The sequence below is a fragment of the Paraburkholderia lycopersici genome, assembly GCF_900096975.1.
Taxonomy (GTDB): domain Bacteria; phylum Pseudomonadota; class Gammaproteobacteria; order Burkholderiales; family Burkholderiaceae; genus Paraburkholderia; species Paraburkholderia lycopersici.
Genome location: NZ_FMYQ01000004.1, coordinates 93,824 through 112,861, shown reverse-complemented (window position 1 = coordinate 112,861; position 19,038 = coordinate 93,824). Strand labels below are relative to the sequence as shown.

General features: G+C 65.8%; 18 protein-coding genes. 8 read left to right on the top strand and 10 right to left on the bottom strand.

Features of this window, described 5'->3' with window-relative positions; translation table 11 throughout:
- Positions 1-5: 5 nt before the first annotated feature.
- Positions 6-1,718, bottom strand: coding sequence for an FAD-dependent oxidoreductase (locus tag BLU17_RS06575; protein WP_091995914.1), 1,713 nt, complete (start codon positions 1,716-1,718; stop codon positions 6-8).
- 71 nt (positions 1,719-1,789) lie between these two features.
- Positions 1,790-2,749, bottom strand: coding sequence for an MBL fold metallo-hydrolase (locus BLU17_RS06570; protein ID WP_091995913.1), 960 nt, complete (start codon positions 2,747-2,749; stop codon positions 1,790-1,792).
- A 285-nt stretch (positions 2,750-3,034) separates the two neighbouring features.
- Here BLU17_RS06570 and BLU17_RS06565 point away from each other — a divergent pair, with 285 nt between their 5' ends.
- Genes BLU17_RS06565 through BLU17_RS06555 form a run of 3 tightly spaced genes read left to right on the top strand, consistent with a single transcriptional unit; the run spans position 3,035 to position 6,268 of the window.
- Entirely contained in the window at positions 3,035-3,922 is an 888-nt protein-coding gene (locus BLU17_RS06565) for an IclR family transcriptional regulator (protein ID WP_091995912.1), read from the top strand.
- A 26-nt stretch (positions 3,923-3,948) separates the two neighbouring features.
- Positions 3,949-4,776: an IclR family transcriptional regulator gene (locus BLU17_RS06560; RefSeq protein ID WP_091995911.1), complete on the top strand. Its 828-nt coding sequence runs from the start codon at positions 3,949-3,951 to the stop codon at positions 4,774-4,776.
- Positions 4,777-4,828: 52 nt separating this feature from the next.
- Positions 4,829-6,268, top strand: coding sequence for a cytochrome P450 (locus BLU17_RS06555; RefSeq protein ID WP_091995910.1), 1,440 nt, complete (start codon positions 4,829-4,831; stop codon positions 6,266-6,268).
- Positions 6,269-6,280: 12 nt separating this feature from the next.
- Here BLU17_RS06555 and BLU17_RS06550 read toward each other — a convergent pair whose 3' ends face one another.
- The 3 genes from BLU17_RS06550 to BLU17_RS06540 form a co-directional block, all read right to left on the bottom strand.
- The gene (locus tag BLU17_RS06550) at positions 6,281-7,192 is read right to left on the bottom strand and encodes a MurR/RpiR family transcriptional regulator (RefSeq protein ID WP_091995909.1); all 912 of its coding nucleotides are present in this window, start codon (positions 7,190-7,192) and stop codon (positions 6,281-6,283) included.
- A gap of 61 nt (positions 7,193-7,253) precedes the next feature.
- Entirely contained in the window at positions 7,254-8,315 is a 1,062-nt protein-coding gene (locus BLU17_RS06545; RefSeq protein WP_091996066.1) for an ABC transporter ATP-binding protein, read from the bottom strand.
- A gap of 80 nt (positions 8,316-8,395) precedes the next feature.
- Entirely contained in the window at positions 8,396-9,169 is a 774-nt protein-coding gene (locus BLU17_RS06540; protein WP_091995908.1) for an SDR family oxidoreductase, read from the bottom strand.
- Positions 9,170-9,457: 288 nt separating this feature from the next.
- On the opposite strand from BLU17_RS06540, the gene BLU17_RS06535 reads away from it, so the two are divergent.
- The 3 genes from BLU17_RS06535 (at position 9,458) to BLU17_RS06525 (ending at position 12,626) form a co-directional block, all read left to right on the top strand.
- On the top strand, positions 9,458-10,690 hold the full coding sequence (locus tag BLU17_RS06535) for an ABC transporter substrate-binding protein (protein ID WP_091995907.1): 1,233 nt from the start codon (positions 9,458-9,460) through the stop codon (positions 10,688-10,690).
- A 188-nt stretch (positions 10,691-10,878) separates the two neighbouring features.
- Complete coding sequence (locus BLU17_RS06530; RefSeq protein ID WP_091995906.1) at positions 10,879-11,784, top strand: carbohydrate ABC transporter permease; 906 nt, start codon at positions 10,879-10,881, stop codon at positions 11,782-11,784.
- Positions 11,781-12,626, top strand: a complete 846-nt coding sequence (locus BLU17_RS06525; protein ID WP_091995905.1) for a carbohydrate ABC transporter permease — start codon at positions 11,781-11,783, stop codon at positions 12,624-12,626. Before BLU17_RS06530 ends, BLU17_RS06525 begins: the two co-directional genes overlap by 4 nt.
- Before the next feature lie 73 nt (positions 12,627-12,699).
- On the opposite strand, the gene BLU17_RS06520 is transcribed toward BLU17_RS06525, so the two are convergent.
- From BLU17_RS06520 to BLU17_RS06510, 3 genes are all read right to left on the bottom strand, one after another.
- Positions 12,700-12,903 carry a glycine zipper 2TM domain-containing protein gene (locus tag BLU17_RS06520; protein ID WP_143189186.1) on the bottom strand — a complete coding sequence of 68 codons (204 nt, stop codon included), beginning with the start codon at positions 12,901-12,903 and terminating at the stop codon, positions 12,700-12,702.
- 81 nt (positions 12,904-12,984) lie between these two features.
- Positions 12,985-13,926, bottom strand: a complete 942-nt coding sequence (locus BLU17_RS06515; protein ID WP_091995904.1) for an AEC family transporter — start codon at positions 13,924-13,926, stop codon at positions 12,985-12,987.
- A gap of 69 nt (positions 13,927-13,995) precedes the next feature.
- Entirely contained in the window at positions 13,996-15,483 is a 1,488-nt protein-coding gene (locus tag BLU17_RS06510; RefSeq protein WP_176928954.1) for a DHA2 family efflux MFS transporter permease subunit, read from the bottom strand.
- Between the two features lie 211 nt (positions 15,484-15,694).
- Here BLU17_RS06510 and BLU17_RS06505 point away from each other — a divergent pair, with 211 nt between their 5' ends.
- Positions 15,695-16,138 carry a MarR family winged helix-turn-helix transcriptional regulator gene (locus BLU17_RS06505; protein WP_091995903.1) on the top strand — a complete coding sequence of 148 codons (444 nt, stop codon included), beginning with the start codon at positions 15,695-15,697 and terminating at the stop codon, positions 16,136-16,138.
- A gap of 67 nt (positions 16,139-16,205) precedes the next feature.
- Here the strand turns inward: BLU17_RS06505 and BLU17_RS06500 are convergent, their stop codons facing one another.
- Both BLU17_RS06500 and BLU17_RS06495 read right to left on the bottom strand, forming a co-directional pair.
- Positions 16,206-17,696: an aldehyde dehydrogenase gene (locus BLU17_RS06500; RefSeq protein ID WP_091995902.1), complete on the bottom strand. Its 1,491-nt coding sequence runs from the start codon at positions 17,694-17,696 to the stop codon at positions 16,206-16,208.
- Between the two features lie 80 nt (positions 17,697-17,776).
- Positions 17,777-18,328 carry a cupin domain-containing protein gene (locus BLU17_RS06495; protein WP_091995901.1) on the bottom strand — a complete coding sequence of 184 codons (552 nt, stop codon included), beginning with the start codon at positions 18,326-18,328 and terminating at the stop codon, positions 17,777-17,779.
- A 444-nt stretch (positions 18,329-18,772) separates the two neighbouring features.
- Between BLU17_RS06495 and BLU17_RS33660 the strand changes: the two genes are divergently transcribed.
- Positions 18,773-18,997: a hypothetical protein gene (locus BLU17_RS33660; protein WP_091996063.1), complete on the top strand. Its 225-nt coding sequence runs from the start codon at positions 18,773-18,775 to the stop codon at positions 18,995-18,997.
- Positions 18,998-19,038: the final 41 nt, after the last annotated feature.

Here is a 19,038-nt window from a genome sequence, read left to right as displayed (position 1 = left end):
GTCGCCTATGCCGTGCCCTGAACGCACAGCGCCCGCTTGAGCGCGCGCTCCACGCGCGCGGCATCGGCGCGCCGCCAGCGTGCGCTCACGTGCTGGTCCGGGCGGATGAGATAGAACGCGCCATCCCGCGCGCCGTAGCGCTGCGCCGCCAGACCCTGCACGTCGCGCAGCACGGCCGTCGCCGCAGGCAGGTCCGCGGGCACCGCCGCTTCGCGGTCGAGCACGACGACGAACTTGAGCGGCACCGGCGCGCGCGCGAGCGCCTGCATCGTGGCGAGCGTCGCCGTATCGAACGCCGGGCCCGCGCGGCTGAACACGAGGCCCGCGAATTGATCGCCAAGGTGCGGAAGAAGCCAGCTTTCGCGACCGGAGGCGTCGAGCACCGGCGCATCCGCGCACGAAGCACCAGGCTCCATCTGGCCGCTGAACGCGTCCTCGTCGGGCGTGTTCAAGGTCGACTCGCGCAGCACCGCCGGCACGGAAAGCCGGCCGCTGTTCACCAGTTGCCGCGCGAAAGCATGCTCTCGCGCGAGCGTGAGCACAGCGTCGCGGAACACGCGGCTCACCGCGCTCTTCGGCGTGATGAAGTCGGTGGAGCGCGTGGAATTGCGAATGTTCTCGTCGGCTGCGTATTCGCGCTCGCTTGCGTAGGTATCGAGCAGCGCGTCGGGCGCGTGGCTCCCGAGCACCATCGCGAGCTTCCATGCGAGATTCTCGCCGTCCTGGAAGCCGCTGTTCGCGCCGCGCGCGCCGAACGGCGAAACGAGGTGCGCCGAATCGCCCGCGAACAGCACGTTGCCCTGGCGGAAGCTGTCCATGCGCAGGCACGAGAACGTGTAGATGCTCACCCACTCCAGCTCGAACTTCACGTCGGGCCCAAGCAGCGCGCGCACACGCGGAATCACGCGCTCGGGCGTTTTTTCGAGCACCGGGTCGGCGTCCCAGCCGAGCTGGAAGTCGATGCGCCAGACGTTGTCGGGCTGGCGATGCAGCAGCACCGACTGGTTCGGATGGAACGGCGGATCGAACCAGAACCAGCGCTCGGTGGGGAAGTCGGCTTCCATCTTCACGTCGGCGATGAGGAAGCGGTCCTTGAACGTGCGGCCGTGGCTGTCGAGGCCGAGCAGCTTGCGCAGCGGGCTGCGCGAGCCGTCGGCAGCCACCACGTAGCGCGCGAGCAGCGTGTACGGGCCGTCGGGCGTTTCGATTTCGAGCGCGACGTGCGCCTCGTTCGAGCCCGGCGTGCCGCGCTGCGCGATGCCCGTCACCTGGTTTTTCCAGCGGATTTCGAGGTTGGGCAATGCCTGCGCGCGTTCGAGCAGGAAGCCTTCCACGTAGTACTGCTGCAGATTCACGAACGCAGGCCGGCGATGACCGCTTTCGGGCAACAGGTCGAACGTATAGACGAGCTCGTCCTTGCGGAACACCTTGCCCACGCTCCAGCTCACGCCCTTCCCGACCATGCGCTCGCCGCAGCCGAGACGGTCGAAAATATCGAGCGAACGCTTGGAAAAGCAGATGGCACGCGAACCCGTGGAAAGCGTGCAGTCGTCGTCCACGAGGACCACCTGGACGCCCTGGCGCGCGAGGTCGATGGCCGTCGCGAGGCCCACCGGCCCCGCGCCGACCACCACGACCGGACGCACGCAGGCGGCGGCGTCCGGGGCCTGATCGCTGCATCGCGCATAGTCGAAGGTCAGCGTCTGATAGTCGATCATCGTTTTGTCTCCTGTCGGCCGGAGTCGGCGCCGAGGCGCGACTCCGGTCCCATGCCGCTGCCGGTCGCGGTTCAATCCTGCAACGCGTCCCACATCTCCTTGTCGCGCTGCGCCGTCCAGATGCGCGGATGCGTGATGCCGCTCGCCTCGTCGTAAGCGCGCGTCACGTCGAACGGCAGGCAATGCTCGTAGATGAACACGTGGCCGAACTTCGGGTCCATCGCCCGGCGCGTGAGCGACATCGCGCCCTTCAGGTCGAGCTTCTGCTCCACCGCGGCGCGGCCTTGCGCGAGCAGCGTCATCACGAAGTCCTTCGTGTAGTCGAGCCCCTTGTTGACCTCCGCCGGGTCGAGCAACGCGGGGCCGCGGCCCGGCACGAGCTTCTCGGGCCCGAGCGCGCGCAGCGCTTCGAGCGTGGCGGGCCACTCGGCAAGCTGGGCGTCGCCGCAATAGCAGGCCGCGTCGTATTCGACGAGATCGCCCGAGAACAGCACTTTCTGCGAGGGCAGCCACACCACCGTGTCGCCCTTCGTGTGGCCCGAGCCCAGGTGCGCGATCTTCACTTCGAGCTTGCCGAGGAACAGCGTGATTTCCTTGTCGAACACGAGCGTGGGCCACGTGAGGCCCGGCACCGTCTCGACACCCGCGAAGAGGCGCGGGAAGCGCTCGATTTCCGACTTCATGTCGGCTTCGCCGCGCTCGACGATCATTTCATACGTGCCCCGGCTCGCGATGATCTGCTGCGCGCCTTCCTTGAAATACGCCGACGCGCCGAGCACGCGCACCGCGTGATAGTGCGAGAGCACGACATACTTGATGGGCTTGTCGGTGATACCGCGGATCTTCGCGATGAGATCCTGCGCCATGGCGGGCGTAGCCGTCGTGTCGACGATCAGCACGCCGTCGTCGCCGACGATGACGCCCGAGTTCGGGTCGCCTTCCGTGGTGTACGCGTATGCGTTTTCCGAAAGTTGCGTGAACGTGACCTTCTTTTCTTCGAGGTCTGCCTGGGATGCGAACGCCTTTGCCATGCTGAGTCTCCGTATCGAGGGGCTCTTGAGCCGGGCGGGGCGAAGCGCGCAGGGGCCGGGCGCGGAGCGCGCCAGCCTGGTTGTCTCGCCCCGTTTGGAATGGAAGAACTGGACCGCTGTCGTGCCGGGGTGAAGCCATCATGGCGCCCCGACTTTTATTTGTCAATGGCAAACCAAATCGCTATACACTAATTTATAGGCACTGCGCCGCACCGCGTAAACGCGTCGCGACCGGCGCCGCCGTTCAGTTAACATGGACCCTTTTTCAGCCAGAGAAAAGCGCCAATGAGACCTCGCGACGACAGCGCCGCGTCCGCGCCGGAGGGGAACGCGGCGCCTGGCCGCGCACAGCGCGGCATCCAGAGCGTCGAGGTGGGCGGCCGCCTGTTGCGCGCGCTGGCGAAGGCGCGCGCGCCGCTCGCACCCACCGATCTCGCGGCGAGCGGCGACATTCCGTCGAGCCAGGCGCATGCCTATCTCGTGAGCCTCACGCGGCTCGGCCTCATCAAGCGCGACGCGCTTTCCGGGCGCTACGAGCCCGGCCCGCTCGCGCTGCGCCTCGGGCTGCTGCACCTCGCGCAGCAGCCCGCGCTGCGCGAAGCCGTGCCGCGCGCGGCGGCGCTCGCGCAATCGCTCAACTGCAGCGTCGCGCTGTGCATTGCGGGGCCGCAGGGGCCGACCATCGTGCGCTACGAGCACGCGAGCCTGCCGCTGCACGTGAACCTGCATGTAGGCACGGTGATGTCGCTGCGGGCCACGTCCACGGGGCGTGTCTTCTGCGCGTTTCTCGCGCCCGGGGCGCTCGAAACGCTATGGGCGACGCAAACGGCGCAGCCGGTATGGCGCGGCACCGGCAATGCCGCCCCCCAAACGACAGCGGCGTCGCAGGAACCCGCGGGAACGCCCCTGCCCGAGGCCGCCTTCGTCGAATCGCTCGACGCCATCCGCGCGCGCGGCTACGAATCCGGCATCGACGCGCCCAGCCCCGGCGTGAGCAGTGTTTGCGTACCCGTGCTCGGCCCGCAGCGCGAACTGAGCCTCACGCTCACCGCCATCGGCGCGACCGGCGCGCTCGACGTGCGCCCGGACGGCGCGGTCGTGCGCGCGCTGCTCAACGCCGCTGCCGAAATCGCCGCGGCCGCCTTCCCCTCGACCCCGACATGCCCCGAGTAAGCGCCTCGACCCCGCGCGGCGACGCAATGGACACCGCGAACGAAAACGCCGCGCCCGAAGCCGCCGGCAAGCCTCAACGCGGCATCCAGTCCCTCGACGTCACGGGCGACCTGCTCGCCGCGCTCGTCGCGGCGGGCACGCCGCTGCCGCTGCGCGACCTTGCCGCCGCCGCCGGCATGGCGCCCGCCAAGGCCTTTCCGCACCTCGTGAGCCTGCAGAAGATCGGCCTGCTGGCGCGCGACGCGGTGGGCCGCTACGAGGTCGGGCCGCTCGGCCTCGAACTCGGCCTGATCGGCCTGGCGCGCCTCTCGCCCGTGCGCGAAGCCGACGCCGAACTGATCGACCTCGCCGCCGCCACGGCCATGAGCGTGGCGCTCGCGGTGCCGGGGCCGCTCGGCCCGACCGTCGTGCGCCTCGAGGAGTCGGCGCTGCCGCTGCACGTGAGCCTGCGCCCGGGCACGGTGATGTCGCTCGTGAATACGGCCATCGGCCGCGTGTTCGCCGCATGGGTCGACGACGACGTGCGCGCGGCGCTGCTCGCGCAGGACGAACTGCGGCTCGCGGGCGCGCCGCCGCGCGAGGGCGCGCGCGCCGACTTCCTCGCGCGGCTCGCCGCGATTCGCGCGCAGGGCGTGGACACGGCGCTCGACAAGCCCGTTCCCGGCATCAGCACGGTCGCGGCGCCCGTGTTCGACCATACTGGCAGCGTCTGCCTCGTGCTCGCGGTGATGGGGCCTTCGGGCAGTCTCGACATCGCGCGCGAGGGCACGGCCGCGCAACGGCTGATCGCCGCCGCGGCGCGCCTTTCGCGGCGCTTCGGCTACGTGGAGGGCGCGCCGGCCGCGCCGCCATGATCGCCTGCCGCGCGAGACGAGAAACGACACGCTCACCCAACGAGGACCGCCTATGAGCACCGCTTTCCCCGCCCGGGCGCTGCGCCAGGTCGCCGATCTGCCCTGCCCGCGCGGCCTGCCGCTGCTCGGCAATTTGCTCCAGCTCTCGCCGCCGCGGCTGCATCTGATCCTCGAGCGCTGGGCCGCCGAACTCGGCGCGCCCTACCGCTTCCAGGTGGGCAGCATCCCCATCACGATCTGGACGGACCCCGAACTGGTCCAGCAAATCATGCGCGAGCGGCCGCATCGCTTCCGGCGTTATCAGCCGATCGAAGCCGTGTTCGAGGAGATGGGCTTCAACGGCCTTTTCTCGGCTGAGGGCGTGGCGTGGGAGCCGCAGCGCAAGCTCGTGATGCAGGCGCTTTCCATTCCCAACATCAAGGCGTTCTACCCCACGCTCGCCGACATCACCGGGCGCCTGCACGCACGCTGGCAACGCGCGGCCGAACGCGGCGAGATCGTGGAGATGACCGACGACCTCAAGCGCTACACGGTGGACGTGACGAGCGCGCTCGCATTCGGCGAAGACCCGCGCACGCTCGAGCGCGATCGCGACGTGATTCAGGAGCATCTGGAGCGCATTCTGCCGGGCGTGATGAGCCGCACCAATGCGCTCTTTCCGTACTGGCGCTACGTCCGGCTGCCGTCGGACCGCAAGCTCGAACGGTCGCTCGCGCAGGTGCATCGCCATGCAGACGCGATGATGGCGCGCGCCCGCGAGCGCATGCGCGACGAGCCCGCGCAAACGCCGCGCAACCTGCTCGAAGCGATGCTCGCGCAGCAGCAGGCGCAAGACGGCACCGCGACGATCACCGACGCGCAGATCCGCGCCAACGTGCTGACGCTCCTGCTCGCCGGCGAGGATACGACCGCCGATTCGATTGCGTGGACGCTGCCCTATCTCGCCGCCGATGCGCCGTTGCAGCGCCATCTCGGCGACGAAGCGCAGCGCGTTCTCGGCGCATCTCCGGTGTGCCCCGACTATGCGACGTTGAAAGCGCTCGATATTTTCGAAGCGATCTGTATCGAAGCGACGCGCCTGCGCCCGGTGGCGTCCGTGCATTCGTTCGAGCCGCTCGAAGACGTGGTCGTGGGCGACGTCGCGCTGCCCAAGGGCACGCGCATGTTCTTCGTGGCGCGCCCGGCGATGCTCGACGCAAAGCACTTTGCCGACCCGCAACGCTACGACCCGTGGCGCTGGATGAAGCATGCAGGACGCGAATCCGATGAAAAAGCCCACGACGTGCGCGCTTATCTGCAGTTCGGCGCGGGTCCGCGCGTGTGTCCCGGCCGCCATCTCGCGACGGTGGAAATGCGCCTCGCGCTCTCGATGCTGATGAAGTCGTTCACGATCGAACTGGCGATCGACCCCGCGAAGATTCAGGAAGTGCAGGCGTTCACGATGGTGCCGGACACCATGCCGGCGAGGCTGACGAAGCGCGCAGGCTGTTGAGCGCGCGCCGCTTCAGGCATCGCGGGATGGCGACGCGACGTCCGCCGTGCTGCCGCTCTCGCCGTCGCTGCGCGCCTGCGCGTCGCGCATCTTGGCGAGCGCCTTCGGCCCGAGCCCGAGCGACACGCCGAGCGCGAGCGCATCGAGCACCGCCAGATGCGCGATGCGCACGACGGCGGGCGCATGCGCATCCGCCGCCGCCGGCAGGCGCAGCAAGAGCGGAATGTCGACCACCCACGCGAGACGCGATCCTGCGCTAGTCAGCGCAATGGTCGTGGCGCCGCGCTCCTTCGCGATCTGGATGCTCTCGTTGACTTCCACGCTGCGCCCCGACTGCGAGATCGCGAACGCCACGTCGCCCGGTTCGAGCAGCGCGGCATACAGGCGTTGCAGATGCGCGTCCGTGAAAGCGCTTGCCGCGATGTCGAGCCGCAGCATGCGCAATGCCGCGTCTTGCGCGACGAGCCCCGAGCCCGCGCCCACGCCGAAGAAGTACACGCGCCTCGCGCTGCCGAGCGCGGCCACCGCGGCCTCGAACACGGCCGGGTCGAGCGAGGCGCGCGCATGCGTCACGCCCTGCACGACCGACTCGGTGACCTTGTCGAGCAACGTGCCGACTTCGCCCGCCCACCCGGCGCCGCCCGCCTCGCCGCTCGTCATCTCCGTGGCCAGCGCGAAGGGCACGTTGCCCGCCGCGCTCTGCGCGAGCCGCATCTTGAAGTCGCGCAGGCCGTGCGCGCCCACCGCCCGGCAAAAGCGCGTGACGGAAGGCTCGGACACGTCTGCGCGCAAGGCAAGCTCGGTGATGCTCGCGCGCATGGCGAAGTCGATGTCGGCGAGCACCATCTCCGCGACCTTGCGCTCGGCGGGACGCAGCGACTCCGCGACGTTGCGGATGTGATGAATGAGGTTGGAGACCGGCAAGCTGTTTTTCCCGTGAAAGGTACGAGGCGCCCGCTATCCAGTTTCGATGCGAGCTTCCGCTTCAATCGAGCCGCTTGCCGCTTTCGGTATCGAACAGATGCAGGTGCGCCAGAGGCAAACCCAGCGTCATGCGCTGCCCCGGCGAAACATCCGGGCGCGCGCGCGTGGTGACGCACCATGTCGTGCCGCCTATTTTCCCGTACAAATGGGTCTCCGCGCCAGTCGGCTCGATCACTTCGACGTTGAACGGCACGTCGCCGCCCGCTTCGATGTGCTCGGGACGCACGCCGAGCGTCACGCGCGCGCCGGCCCGCGCCCGGCCTTCCGGCAAGGCGATGCGCACGCCGTCTTCGAGCACGAGCGCCGTGCCGCGCGCGTCGCTCATCACCGTGCCCTCGGCGAAGTTCATCGAGGGCGAGCCGAGGAAGCTCGCCACGAACAGGTTGCCCGGCTTGTCGTACAGATCGAGCGGCCGCCCGATCTGTTCGATGCGCCCCGCGTTCATCACGACGATGCGGTCGGCCATCGTCATCGCCTCGATCTGGTCGTGCGTGACGTACACCACCGTGTTGCGCAGGCGCTGGTGCAGGGCCTTGATTTCGGTGCGCATCTGCACGCGCAGCTTGGCGTCGAGGTTCGAAAGCGGTTCGTCGAAGAGGAAAAGCGCCGGCTCGCGCACCACGGCGCGGCCCATGGCGACGCGCTGGCGCTGGCCGCCCGAGAGCGCGCGCGGCAAGCGCTCCAGATAGCCCGAGAGGTTGAGCATTTTCGCGGCCGCCTCGATACGCGGCTTGAACGCGGTTTCGCGCTCCTTGCGAATGCGCGGGCCGAATGCGATGTTGTCGTACACCGAGAGATGCGGGTAGAGCGCGTAGCTCTGGAACACCATCGATACATTGCGCTGCTGCGGCGGCAACGCGTTAGCGCGCGCGCCGCCGATCGTAAGGTCGCCGCCGGAGATGTCCTCGAGACCGGCGATCATGCGCATCAACGTAGTCTTGCCGCAGCCCGAAGGCCCGACCAGCACGACGAATTCGCCGTCTTCGATGTCGAGATCGACGCCGTGCACGACCTGGGTATCGCCATAGCGCTTGTAGATGCCGTTCAGTTGTACCGCTGCCATGCTTTCCTCGTTTGCCTGAATGCTTGCGTAGATGGGTGCCGCCATGTGATCGAGATTGCGTTCTACGTTGCGTGCGCGACTCAGAACGGATCGAGCGTCAATTCGTTGGCCATCAGCCGGTTGCCCGCCATGAGACCTGCGTCCACGGGCAGCGCCACGCCCGTAATCACCCGCGCTCGCGGCGAGGCGAGAAACTGCACGGCGTCGGCAATATCCTCGGGCGTGGCCACGTCGCCGAGCGGATACCATTTGCTTAGTTCTTCGAATATCTTCGGATGCCGCTCGACACGCATGCGCCACGCAGGCGTCTTCACGGTGCCGGGGCAAACGATGTTCGCGCGTATGCCGTGCGGTCCCAGCTCCATGGCGAGCGCTTTCGTGTAGCTCACGAGGCCCGCCTTCGCCACGCTGTACGCGGGATGGCCGAGCGCCGTGAGGCCGTTCACCGAGCCGATCAGCACGAGTGCGCCGCGCCTGCGTTCGATCATCGAGGCCCGCACGGCTTCGACCGTATAGTAGGTCCCGTTCAGGTTCAGCTCGACGTCGCGACGCCAGCTCGCCGCGTCGGTGTGCGCGAGCGTGGTGCCGAGCGCGCCGCCCGCATTCGCCACCGCCACGTCCACGGGTCCGCGCGCCGCCACGCCGCGCGCCACGGCGTCGGTCACCGCGGCCTGATCGCTCACATCGGCCGCGAACGCTTCGAGACGCGCGGCGCCGAAATCGCCCGCGAGCTGCTGCACGCCCGCAGCGTCGCGATCGAGCGCGAGCACCGTGTCGCCCGCGTCGAGAAACCGCTTGCACAGCGCGCGGCCTATGCCGCCGCACGCACCCGTCACCAGCACGACCCGGCTCATCTCGATCCTCCGTGCGGTCCGCCGCTCATGCCAGCGAACCTGAAAATTTCCTACATATGAATGGGGCGCGGCTATCCCATACGGGTTTACACGAATCGTTCCACGCTGCTGCACCGCATGAATTTCCCCTGTTTTACAGCATGTTATGCAAATAACGGCGCGCAAAACAATATCGGGATTACCAGGTGACAACGCTTTTTTCATCCTGTAGGATTTTTTCAAACAACGCAACCCAGCGGCCGGGTCACGGCGGCGGCATAAGCAGGAAAACCACCCAGGAGAGAGAGAATGTCGTTTCAGGCACGTGCAACCACCACGCTCGGCAAGCTCGCCGTCGCGCTCGCATTTGCGGGCATCACCGCCGCGGCGCATGCCGATACGGTTCGCGTGACCGTCGCGCACTACAGCGACGCCACGGCCCCGTACTTCGAGAAAATGGCCAAGCAGTTCGAGGCCGCCAACCCCGGCATCACGGTCAAGATCGAAGACGTGAACTGGGATTCGCTGCAACAGAAGCTGCAAACGGACATTTCCGGCGGCGCCAATGCCGACCTCGCCATCATCGGCACGCGCTGGCTGCTCGACTTCGTGAAGGACGACATTGCCGAGCCGCTCGACCCGTACATGGATGCGAACTTCAAGGCGCGCTTCATCGGTCCGTTCCTCGCTCCGGGCGAAATCAACGGCAAGATCTACGGCCTGCCGATCGCCGCTTCGGCGCGCGCGCTGTACTACAGCAAAGACATGCTCGCTTCCGTTGGTTATCCGAATGGTCCGAAGACCTGGAACGACGTGATCGACGCCTCGAAGAAGCTCAAGGCGAAGGGCATCGCCGGCTTCGGCCTGCAAGGCAAGGAAATCGAAACCGACGTGTACTACTACTACGCGCTGTGGACCCACGGCGGCGAAGTGGTAGGCAAGGACGGCAAGGCCGCGTTCAACTCGCCCGCTGGCGTGAAGGCCGCCACGCTCTACAAGACGATGATCGACGACGGTCTCACCCAGCCGGGCGTGACGGGTTACAGCCGCGAAGACGTGCAGAACCTCTTCAAGCAGGGCCGCGTGGCGATGATGATCTCGGCGCCGTTCCTCGCCAAGCAGTTGAAGAAGGAAGCACCGAACATCAAGTACGGCATCGATCCGATCCCCGTGGCAACGACGCCCGCCACCTACGCGGTGACCGACTCGATCATGATGTTCAAGAACTCGAAGGCGAAGAAGAGCGCCTGGAAGTTCCTCGACTATCTGTTCACGAAGGAACCGCGCGTGGAGTTCACGAGCACGGAAGGCTTCCTGCCGACCACGAAGGCGGAGGCGACCGATCCGGCGTTCCAGGACCCCGACACGAAGGCATTCATCGCGCTGCTGCCGCACGCGAAGTTCGCGCCGACCGTGACGGGCTGGGAGGACACCGCGAAGGCCGTGACCAACGCAATGCAGTCGATCTACCTCGGCAAGGCCAAGCCGGCCGACGCGCTGAACCAGGCGGCCACGGAAGCGAACAAGTCGCTCGGCAAGTAAGCCTCATTCGAGCCTCATCTGTACGGCGAGACCGGCGCGCGCCCCGAACTCCGCGGCGCGTGCCGGAACGCCTGAGAACCGACGTTTCGAAGCACTGACGATTCGACATGACTACGGGTCCCCTGAAACCCTCGCCCGCCGCCGCGCCGGCCGGCGACGCCCCCGACCGATCACGCGCACGAACCCGCATGAGCCGACTACCCCGCGCCGTTGCCGCGCCCCGCGCACCCTGGCTCCTGATCGTGCCGAGTCTCGTGCTCGCGCTGTTCATCATCAGCTATCCGATCTTCAACATCGTCTACCAGTCGCTGCACGATGTATCGCGCTTCGGGCAGATCCGCGATTTCAGCGGCCTGCAGAACTTCTATAACGTGTTCGGCGATCCGGTGTTCATGAGCGCCCTCAGGAACACGCTGATCTGGACATTCTTCGTCGTGGTGGGCACGGTGCTCATTTCCGTGCCGGTCGCGCTCGTGCTCAATCAGGACTTCTACGGTCGCGGCATTGCGCGCACCATCGTCATGCTGCCGTGGTCCGTCTCGCTCACCATGACCGCCGTGGTGTGGCGCTGGGCGTTCAACGACGACTACGGCATGGTCAACGTCACGCTGCAACGGCTCGGCCTGACCTCCGGACCGATTCACTGGCTCGCGACACCCGAATATGCGTTCCCCGTCGAGATTTGCGTGGGCATCCTCGTGTCGATACCGTTTACCACGACGATCCTGCTCGGCGGCCTTTCCTCGGTGCCGGGCGACATCTACGAAGCCGCGCGCATCGACGGCGCAAGCGCGTGGCAGCAGTTCCGCAAGCTCACGCTGCCGTTGCTCAAGCCGTTCATCAACATGGCGATCCTGCTGAACGTGATCTACGTGTTCAACTCGTTTCCGATCATCTGGGTGATGACGCAAGGCGGCCCCGACGACAGCACGCATATTCTCGTCACTTACCTTTACGAACTGGGCTTCCGCCTGGGACGACCAGGCGAAGCGGCCGCGGTCTCGCTCATCATGCTCGTCATCCTGTTCGCATTCTCGGTGGTCTACCTGCGCTTGCAGGCCAGACGTGGCAACGCAGAAGGAGACCTCGCATGAACCGCAAGCTCAAACGCTCGATCTGGTGCTGGCTTGCGCTTTCACCGCTCGTCGTAGCCGTGCTGTTTCCGTTCGCCGTGATGTTCTTCACCTCGTTCAAGCCCGCTTCGGAGGTGTTCGTCTACCCCGCGCGCTGGCTGCCCATGCAATGGCGTTGGCAGAACTACGTCGATATGTGGCAGGCCGCGAACTTCGGCGTCGCGCTGCGCAACAGCATTGTCGTGAGCTGCCTTTCCACCGCGCTCGCACTCGCCGTGAGCCTGCCGGCCGCCTATGCGCTCGCGCGTTTTCCGTTCCGCGGGCGCGGCCTCTACCGGCAGTTCCTGCTGGTCACGCAAATGCTCTCGCCCATCCTGCTCGTCGTGGGCCTGTTCCGCCTCGCCGCGATGATTCCATATGGCGACGGCAATCTCGTCGATTCGAAGATCGGCGTGATCGTGTCGTACGCGGCATTCAACATCGCGTTTGCCGTGTGGATGCTCTCGTCGTATTTCCAGACCGTGCCGCGCGACCTCGAAGAATCGGCGTGGCTCGAAGGATGCAGCCGCACCGGCGCGGTCTTCCGCGTGTTCCTGCCGCTCGCGGTCCCGGCCGTGGTGGTGACGGCGATCTTCACGTTCATCAGCGCGTGGAACGAATTCGCCGTGGTCTATACGTTGATCCGCTCGCCGGAAAACAAGACGCTCACGGTGCAGGTCACCGACATGGTGGCCGGCAAGTACACCGTGGAATGGCAGCTCGTCATGGCGGCCACCCTGGCGGCCACGCTGCCGGTTTCGGTAGTGTTCGCCTGGTTGCAGCGCTACATGGTGAAGGGGCTGGCGCTTGGCGCCGTGAAGTGAAGACCGGCGAGCGCCGACCGAAATGACGACGGCGGGCACACGCCCGCCGTTTTTTTGTCGGGCCGCGTGCGGGCTACTTGCCAAGCTCGTGCCCGATCACGCCGCCTGCGACCGCGCCGCCCACGGTGCCGACCGCGCTGCCGTTGGTCGCCTTGTTGCCGACATAGCCGCCCGCGGCCGCGCCGCCCAGCGTGCAGGCACCGGTACCCGCCGCAGCGAGGAAAACAGCGATGACGAGCGGGACACGCGCCGCGCCGATATGTCGAAGCCAGTTCATCGTCAATTCTCCTGATCGATGGTTATGGCCTTGGTGCAGCAAGCATCGTGCCGCGCCGGCGCAGCCTCGCGGCCCGTTGCCTCAGCCATGGTGCAGATGCAGCAGAATCAGCGTGAGCGTGACGAGCGAGCCGATCGTGGAATGCAGGATCGTGCGCGAGGTCACGTGTGCCTCGCGCCGATAGTACTCGGCGAGCATGAACGGACCCGTGCCCGTAGGCAACGCGGCGAGCAGCACGGCGATTTCCACCAGTTGAGCCGGCAGCGCGAACACGCGGTCGGCGAGCCACCAGGTAAGCAGCGGCTGCACGGCGAGCTTGCCGAGTGTGAGCCACCACGAGGACTCGCGCGGCGCGGCGCCGCTCGTGCGACGCTCCGCCAGAAAAAGGCCGAGGCTCACGAGCGCGCACGGGCTCGCCGCGCTGCCAAGGAGCTTGAGGAACGTTTCCGCGCTCGCGGGCAGCGTGACATGCGCGGCCGAAACGATCGCGCCCAGCGCGGGCGCCACCAGGAGAGGATTGCGCAACAGCGAACGCACGACCTTGATGGCGAGCCGATGCGGACGCCGCTCGCTTTGCAGCCCCGTCTCGATCAGCACGATGGCGATGGCGAACAGCACGCAGACAACGAGTATCGTCGCGAGGGTCGTGGCCGTGAGACTCGACGGTCCGAACGCGATCATGCACAGCGGAAAACCCACGTAGCCCGTATTCGGATAGGCGGCGGCGAGGCCGTCGATGCTCGCATCCGCGAGCGGCCGGCCGAGAAACACGCGCGCGCCCACCACGGCGGCGAATACCGCAAGTCCCGCAAGACCAAACGCCGCGACGAATGCGGGCTGAAACAGCTCGTGCCACGTTGCGTGCGCAAGGATATCGAAAAGCAGCGCGGGCAGCGCGAGCCAGACGACGAAGCGGTTCAGTTCCGATGCGGCGGCGGGTCCGAGGACATTCGCGCGACGGCAGGCGAAGCCCGCGAAGATGAGGCCGAAAACGGGCAGGAGAATGGAGACGGCGGAAAGCATGGAGGTTCTTGAATGCAAAGCGCGCGGACCCGCCGCGCGCCTGAGCGAAAAAAAAGGCGCGGAAACGGCCTAATCCATCGCCGCGTGGCTCGTATCGGCGGCAGCGGCGTTCGAGTTGGTCCGGATCAGGAAGAGCAGCGGAATCACAAGCAGCGTGGCCACGAACATCATCTTGAAGTCGTTCAGATACGCGATCATCTGGGCCTGCTGCGTGATCGACTGATTGAGCACGGCGAGATCGTACCGCGAACCGCTTTCGAGCATTGTCTGGACTGCGGGATTGAAGGGCGTGATGTTGGCGGCGAGGTCGGCATGAGCGATCTGCGTGCCGCGCGTGACGAACGTCTGCACGATCGAAATACCGATACTGCTGCCGATGTTGCGCATGAGGCTATAAGTGGCGGTGCCGTCCGCGCGCAACTGCGGCGTAAGCGTCGAGAAAGTCAGCGCCGAAAGCGGCACGAACACGAAACCAAGGCCGAAGCCCTGCACCACGCCCGGCCACACGATATCCGAGGCCGAAAGCACGAGCGTGTACTGCATCATCTGCCAGAGCGCGTACGCGGAAACCATGAAGCCGAACAGCAGCATGGCGCGCGCGTCCACGCGCTTCAGTATGCGCCCGGCGATCAGCATGGCGATCATGGTGCCCGCGCCGCTCGGCGCCGTAACGAGACCCGTGGTGGCGACCGGATAGCCCATGAGGTTCTGCAGCATGGGCGGCAGAAGCGCCCGCGTCGCGTAGAGCACCGCGCCGATCACGAAGATGAATAACGTGCCCGTCGCGAAGTTGCGGTCCTTGAGCAGTTGATAGCGAAAGAACGTACCGGGGCCCGAAGTCGCTGTGTGCACAATGAAAAATGCAAACGCGATGACCGCAACCAGCGCTTCGACGCGTATTTCGAGCGAACCGAACCAGTCGAGTTGCTCGCCGCGGTCGAGCAGGGCCTGCAGCGCGCCGATGGCGAGCGCGAGCGTGGCGAAGCCGAAGACGTCGAAGCGCTGTTGGCGGCCCGGCTCGCGCGCGGGCAGGAAAGTCGAAACGCCGAAGAATGCAAAGACGCCCACGGGCACGTTGATGAAGAATACCCAGCGCCAGTTGTAGCTATCGGTGAGCCAGCCGCCCAGCGTGGGCCCGAGCACGGGCCCGACCATCACGCCCATGCCCCAGACCGCCATGGCCTGCCCCTGGCGCTCGCGCGGGTTGATGTCGAGAAGAATGGACTGCGAGAGCGGCACGAGCGACGCGCCGAACACACCCTGCAAAAGCCGCGACGCGACGATCTCGCCCAGCGTTTCGGAAAGGCCGCACAAGGCCGAGGCCACGGTAAATCCCGCAATCGCCACACCGAGCAGCCGCTTTACGCCGTAACGGTCGGCAAGCCAGCCCGTAAGCGGCGTGGCGATGGCCGCCGCGACGATATATGAGGTGAGCACCCACGTGATCTCGTCCTGGGACGCGGACAGCGTGCCCTGCATGTGCGGCAGCGCGACGTTGGCGATCGTGCTGTCGAGCGTCTGCATCAGCGTGGCGAGCATGATCGAGAGTGTGATCATGCCGCGGTTGAGCGGGGCTTCCTTGTCTGAGTCCGCCCGATGCTGCGCGGCGGAGCCGTCCTGCATGACTGCGGTCATTGTGATTGGGGGCGGAGCGCGTTGCGTTGTAATCGTAAGCGTGCTTATTATACGACTCGCCCTCCTCTACGCAACCGGTATCGGTGAGTACGCCCTCGCGAAGGCGCACGCCGCTCCCCCGTATAATCTGGCGATGACTACCGACCTTGAAAGGCGCTTTGGCTTCCTGGTCGTCGACGTGGGCCGGCTCTACGGCAAACGTTACGACGAGCTTGCGAAGTCGTCGCTCGAACTCACGCGCGCGCAGTGCCGCATGATCGCGTACCTCGCGCACTATGGCGCCATGAACCAGGCGAGCCTCGCCGAGCTGCTGGAAGTCGCCCCGATTTCCGCCGGCCGGCTGCTGGAGCGCATGGAAGAAGGCGGCTGGGTCGCGCGCACGCCCAACCCCGACGACCGCCGAGAATTGCTGGTGAGCCTCACGCCCAAGGCGGAAGGCGTCCTTACGAGTGCGCGCCGCGTGGGCGACGAAGTGCAGGCGGAGGCGCTCGCGGGCTTTACGCCCGAAGAGGCGGAGCAGTTCAGCGCGATGCTCCAGCGTATGCGCGCCAATCTTGGCGCGCTCGTAGAGCGTTAAAGGCCTTAAAGGCCCTTGCCGCCCTTATTGTCGTGCGATCTGCGCCGCCGCGTTGCGCCTCCCAACGCTAGCGCAGGCGCACCAGCGTGGACTTGAGTTCAGTGTATTTTTCGAGCGCGTGCAAGGACTTGTCACGCCCGTTGCCTGATTCCTTGAAGCCGCCGAACGGAAAGTTCATGTCGCCGCCTTCGTCGTAGCAATTCACCCACACCGTGCCCGCACGCAGGCGCCGCGCAATCTCGTGCGCATGCGTGAGATTCGCGGTCCACACGGCTGCCGCGAGTCCATAGTCGCTGTCGTTGGCAATGCGCACCGCTTCGTCGATCGTGCCGAACGTGATGACGGAGAGCACCGGCCCGAAGATTTCCTCGCGAGCGATCTTCGCGTCATGATGCGTGTCGAACACGGTCGGCTCCACATAGAAACCGCCGCTCCCCGCGTTCACGCGCTCGCCGCCGATCAGCAGCTTCGAATCCTTGCGTCCGGCCTCGATATAGCCCAACACCCGCTCCATCTGAATCTTGTCGACGATTGCGCCCATCGACACCTGCGGATCGAGAGGATTCCCAGGCTTATACGCCTTCGCTGCTTCGACGAGCTTTGCAAGGAACACGTCCTTGATGTCGCGATGCACGAGCAGGCGCGAGCCGGCCGTGCACATCTCACCCATGTTGTAGAAGATCGCACCCGCTGCGGCGTTCGCGGCGCGGTCCAGATCGGGGCAATCGGGCAGTACGATGTTGGGCGATTTTCCGCCGAGTTCGAGCCAGACCCGCTTGAGATTCGACTGGCCTGCGTACTGCATGATCTGCTTGCCCACGTTCGTCGATCCCGTGAACGCGATGCAGTCCACGTCGCGGTGCAGGCCAAGCAGCTTGCCCGGCTCGCCGCCGCCAGGCAGCACGTTGAACACACCTGCTGGAATCCCGGCCTCGTGTGCAAGCTGCGCCACGCGAATGGCGGTGAGCGGCGACTTTTCCGAGGGCTTGAGCACGACACTATTGCCCGCTGCAAGCGCCGGAGCGAACTTCCACGAGGCCATCAGGATCGGAAAATTCCACGGCACGACAGCGGCCACCACGCCAATGGGCTCGCGCGTGACGAGGCCAACGAGATGATGGTCCGCGGGCACGACTTCGCCGCCCACCTTGTCGATGGCTTCGGCGAACCACTCCACGCAGTAAGCCGCGCCCGGCACGTCCACGGCCGTCGTGTCGCCGATCGGCTTGCCCGCGTCGAGCGTTTCGAGCAACGCAAGTTCCTCGAGGTGCTCGCGCATGAGCGCGGCCCAGCGCAGCAGAATCGCCTTGCGCGCACGCGGATTCAGCCCGGCCCATGCGCCTTCGTCGAACGCGCGGCGTGCGGCGCCCACTGCGGCGTCCACGTCGGCTGCGCCGCAGTCGGCCACGTTCGCGAGCACCCGGCCGTCGACGGGGCTCACGCAGTCGAAGGTGCGGCCCGAATATGCGTCGCGGTAAGCTCCGTCGATGAATGCGCGGCCTTCGATCGAAAGCGTTGCGGCCTTGTCCTGCCAGTAAGCGAGAGTTTTCTTTTCCATGAGGATGCCTCAATGATTTTCGATTCAGCCTGCGCGCCGCGGCGCAGCGGCAGGCGAACCGGGTTCGCGCGATCGGCGAGTCAGAAGGTGGGCGGCGAGTTTGCCGACACCACTTCGCAGACTTCGTTCGCGCTGGGATTGCGAAACCGGTGCGGGAAGCGGCTTTCGAAGTAATAGCTGTCGCCGGGGTCTAGCAGCCACGTCGTGCCGTCTACGGTCAGTTCCAGTTGACCGGCAACCACCACGCCGCCTTCGTGCCCCGCGTGCATCAGCGTTTCGGGGCCCGTGTCTGCAAGCGGTTGGTAGACCTCGCGCATGATGCACATGTTGCGGTCTTTCATGTTCGCGCCGGCCAGATAGAACGCAATCGCTTCATTGCCGAGGTTCGGCATTTCACCGCGCCGCGACACGACTTCCGTCCCCTCGCTCAGATCGAAGGTGAAGAATTCGGCGAGGCTCATGGGGATGCACTCGAGCAGCTTTTTGAGCGACCCGACGGAGGGACTGACGCGACTTTGCTCGATCAGCGAGATCGCGCCATTGGTCACGCCGGCACGCTTGGCGAGTTCGCGCTGCGACAAGCCATAGCGTTTGCGAACATGACGCAGACGTGTGGCGACTTCGGACGACACGGAAGCGGACTCGGACACGATGAGGAACCGTTGGCAAGAAGACGCGCGGTGCGGCGCGGTTGACGTGTTGAATATTCTAATCAGTTTGCTTTTTTTTGCGTCAGTACAAACCCCTGTAAGTTATTAGAAATATAAGGACAGGAGCCGATATTTCGCAGAACATGCGATCTCGCGACGTCCTCGGGGAAAGTGCTGACATCAAAAACGTGAAAAAATAATTGACGCCCTTTTTGGCTCGTATATGCTGAACTACAGGTCGAGCACAGCCTGGTTTCCGCGACGTTGCAGCGCAAAAACCGTGTTTTATGCGAGAAACATAGCGAATCGGCCGCGTTTGGAAAGCGATACATCGAAGTCGTCCAATGTTTAATGCAGCAATCAATTTGACGACCTCGAATGCTTGAACCGGGCGCCTTTGTTCAACGCAACCAGTCGAGTGTTATTGTGAGAGTCCGTGGCCCTCTGGTGAGATGGGATCGTCGTCATGCGAGGTGTCTTCGCAGTGACTGCGCCGCCCTCGCCGACGGCAGTAGCGGCAGGCTTGCCTCTCGCCTGCTTCTATCTGTCTTCACAATCCTTTCCCGCCGCTCCGTCCGGCGTCATAACTCCGTTTCCGCGCGCGCATTCATCGCCGTCCATACGGACGAAGTCGCGTCGCTTCTGCCCTAGCGCCTCTCCTTCCAACGCTGTTCGTTTTCTTCGCCGTCGTT

Bases quoted from the DNA above. Each gene is read 5' to 3' on its own strand.
- BLU17_RS06575 (WP_091995914.1), bottom strand. From the start codon at position 1,718: ATGATCGACTATCAGACGCTGACCTTCGACTATGCGCGATGCAGCGAT.
- BLU17_RS06570 (WP_091995913.1), bottom strand. From the start codon at position 2,749: ATGGCAAAGGCGTTCGCATCCCAGGCAGACCTCGAAGAAAAGAAGGTC.
- BLU17_RS06565 (WP_091995912.1), top strand. From the start codon at position 3,035: ATGAGACCTCGCGACGACAGCGCCGCGTCCGCGCCGGAGGGGAACGCG.
- BLU17_RS06560 (WP_091995911.1), top strand. From the start codon at position 3,949: ATGGACACCGCGAACGAAAACGCCGCGCCCGAAGCCGCCGGCAAGCCT.
- BLU17_RS06555 (WP_091995910.1), top strand. From the start codon at position 4,829: ATGAGCACCGCTTTCCCCGCCCGGGCGCTGCGCCAGGTCGCCGATCTG.
- BLU17_RS06545 (WP_091996066.1), bottom strand. From the start codon at position 8,315: ATGGCAGCGGTACAACTGAACGGCATCTACAAGCGCTATGGCGATACC.
- BLU17_RS06540 (WP_091995908.1), bottom strand. From the start codon at position 9,169: ATGAGCCGGGTCGTGCTGGTGACGGGTGCGTGCGGCGGCATAGGCCGC.
- BLU17_RS06535 (WP_091995907.1), top strand. From the start codon at position 9,458: ATGTCGTTTCAGGCACGTGCAACCACCACGCTCGGCAAGCTCGCCGTC.
- BLU17_RS06530 (WP_091995906.1), top strand. From the start codon at position 10,879: ATGAGCCGACTACCCCGCGCCGTTGCCGCGCCCCGCGCACCCTGGCTC.
- BLU17_RS06525 (WP_091995905.1), top strand. From the start codon at position 11,781: ATGAACCGCAAGCTCAAACGCTCGATCTGGTGCTGGCTTGCGCTTTCA.
- BLU17_RS06520 (WP_143189186.1), bottom strand. From the start codon at position 12,903: ATGAACTGGCTTCGACATATCGGCGCGGCGCGTGTCCCGCTCGTCATC.
- BLU17_RS06515 (WP_091995904.1), bottom strand. From the start codon at position 13,926: ATGCTTTCCGCCGTCTCCATTCTCCTGCCCGTTTTCGGCCTCATCTTC.
- BLU17_RS06510 (WP_176928954.1), bottom strand. From the start codon at position 15,483: ATGATCACACTCTCGATCATGCTCGCCACGCTGATGCAGACGCTCGAC.
- BLU17_RS06505 (WP_091995903.1), top strand. From the start codon at position 15,695: ATGACTACCGACCTTGAAAGGCGCTTTGGCTTCCTGGTCGTCGACGTG.
- BLU17_RS06500 (WP_091995902.1), bottom strand. From the start codon at position 17,696: ATGGAAAAGAAAACTCTCGCTTACTGGCAGGACAAGGCCGCAACGCTT.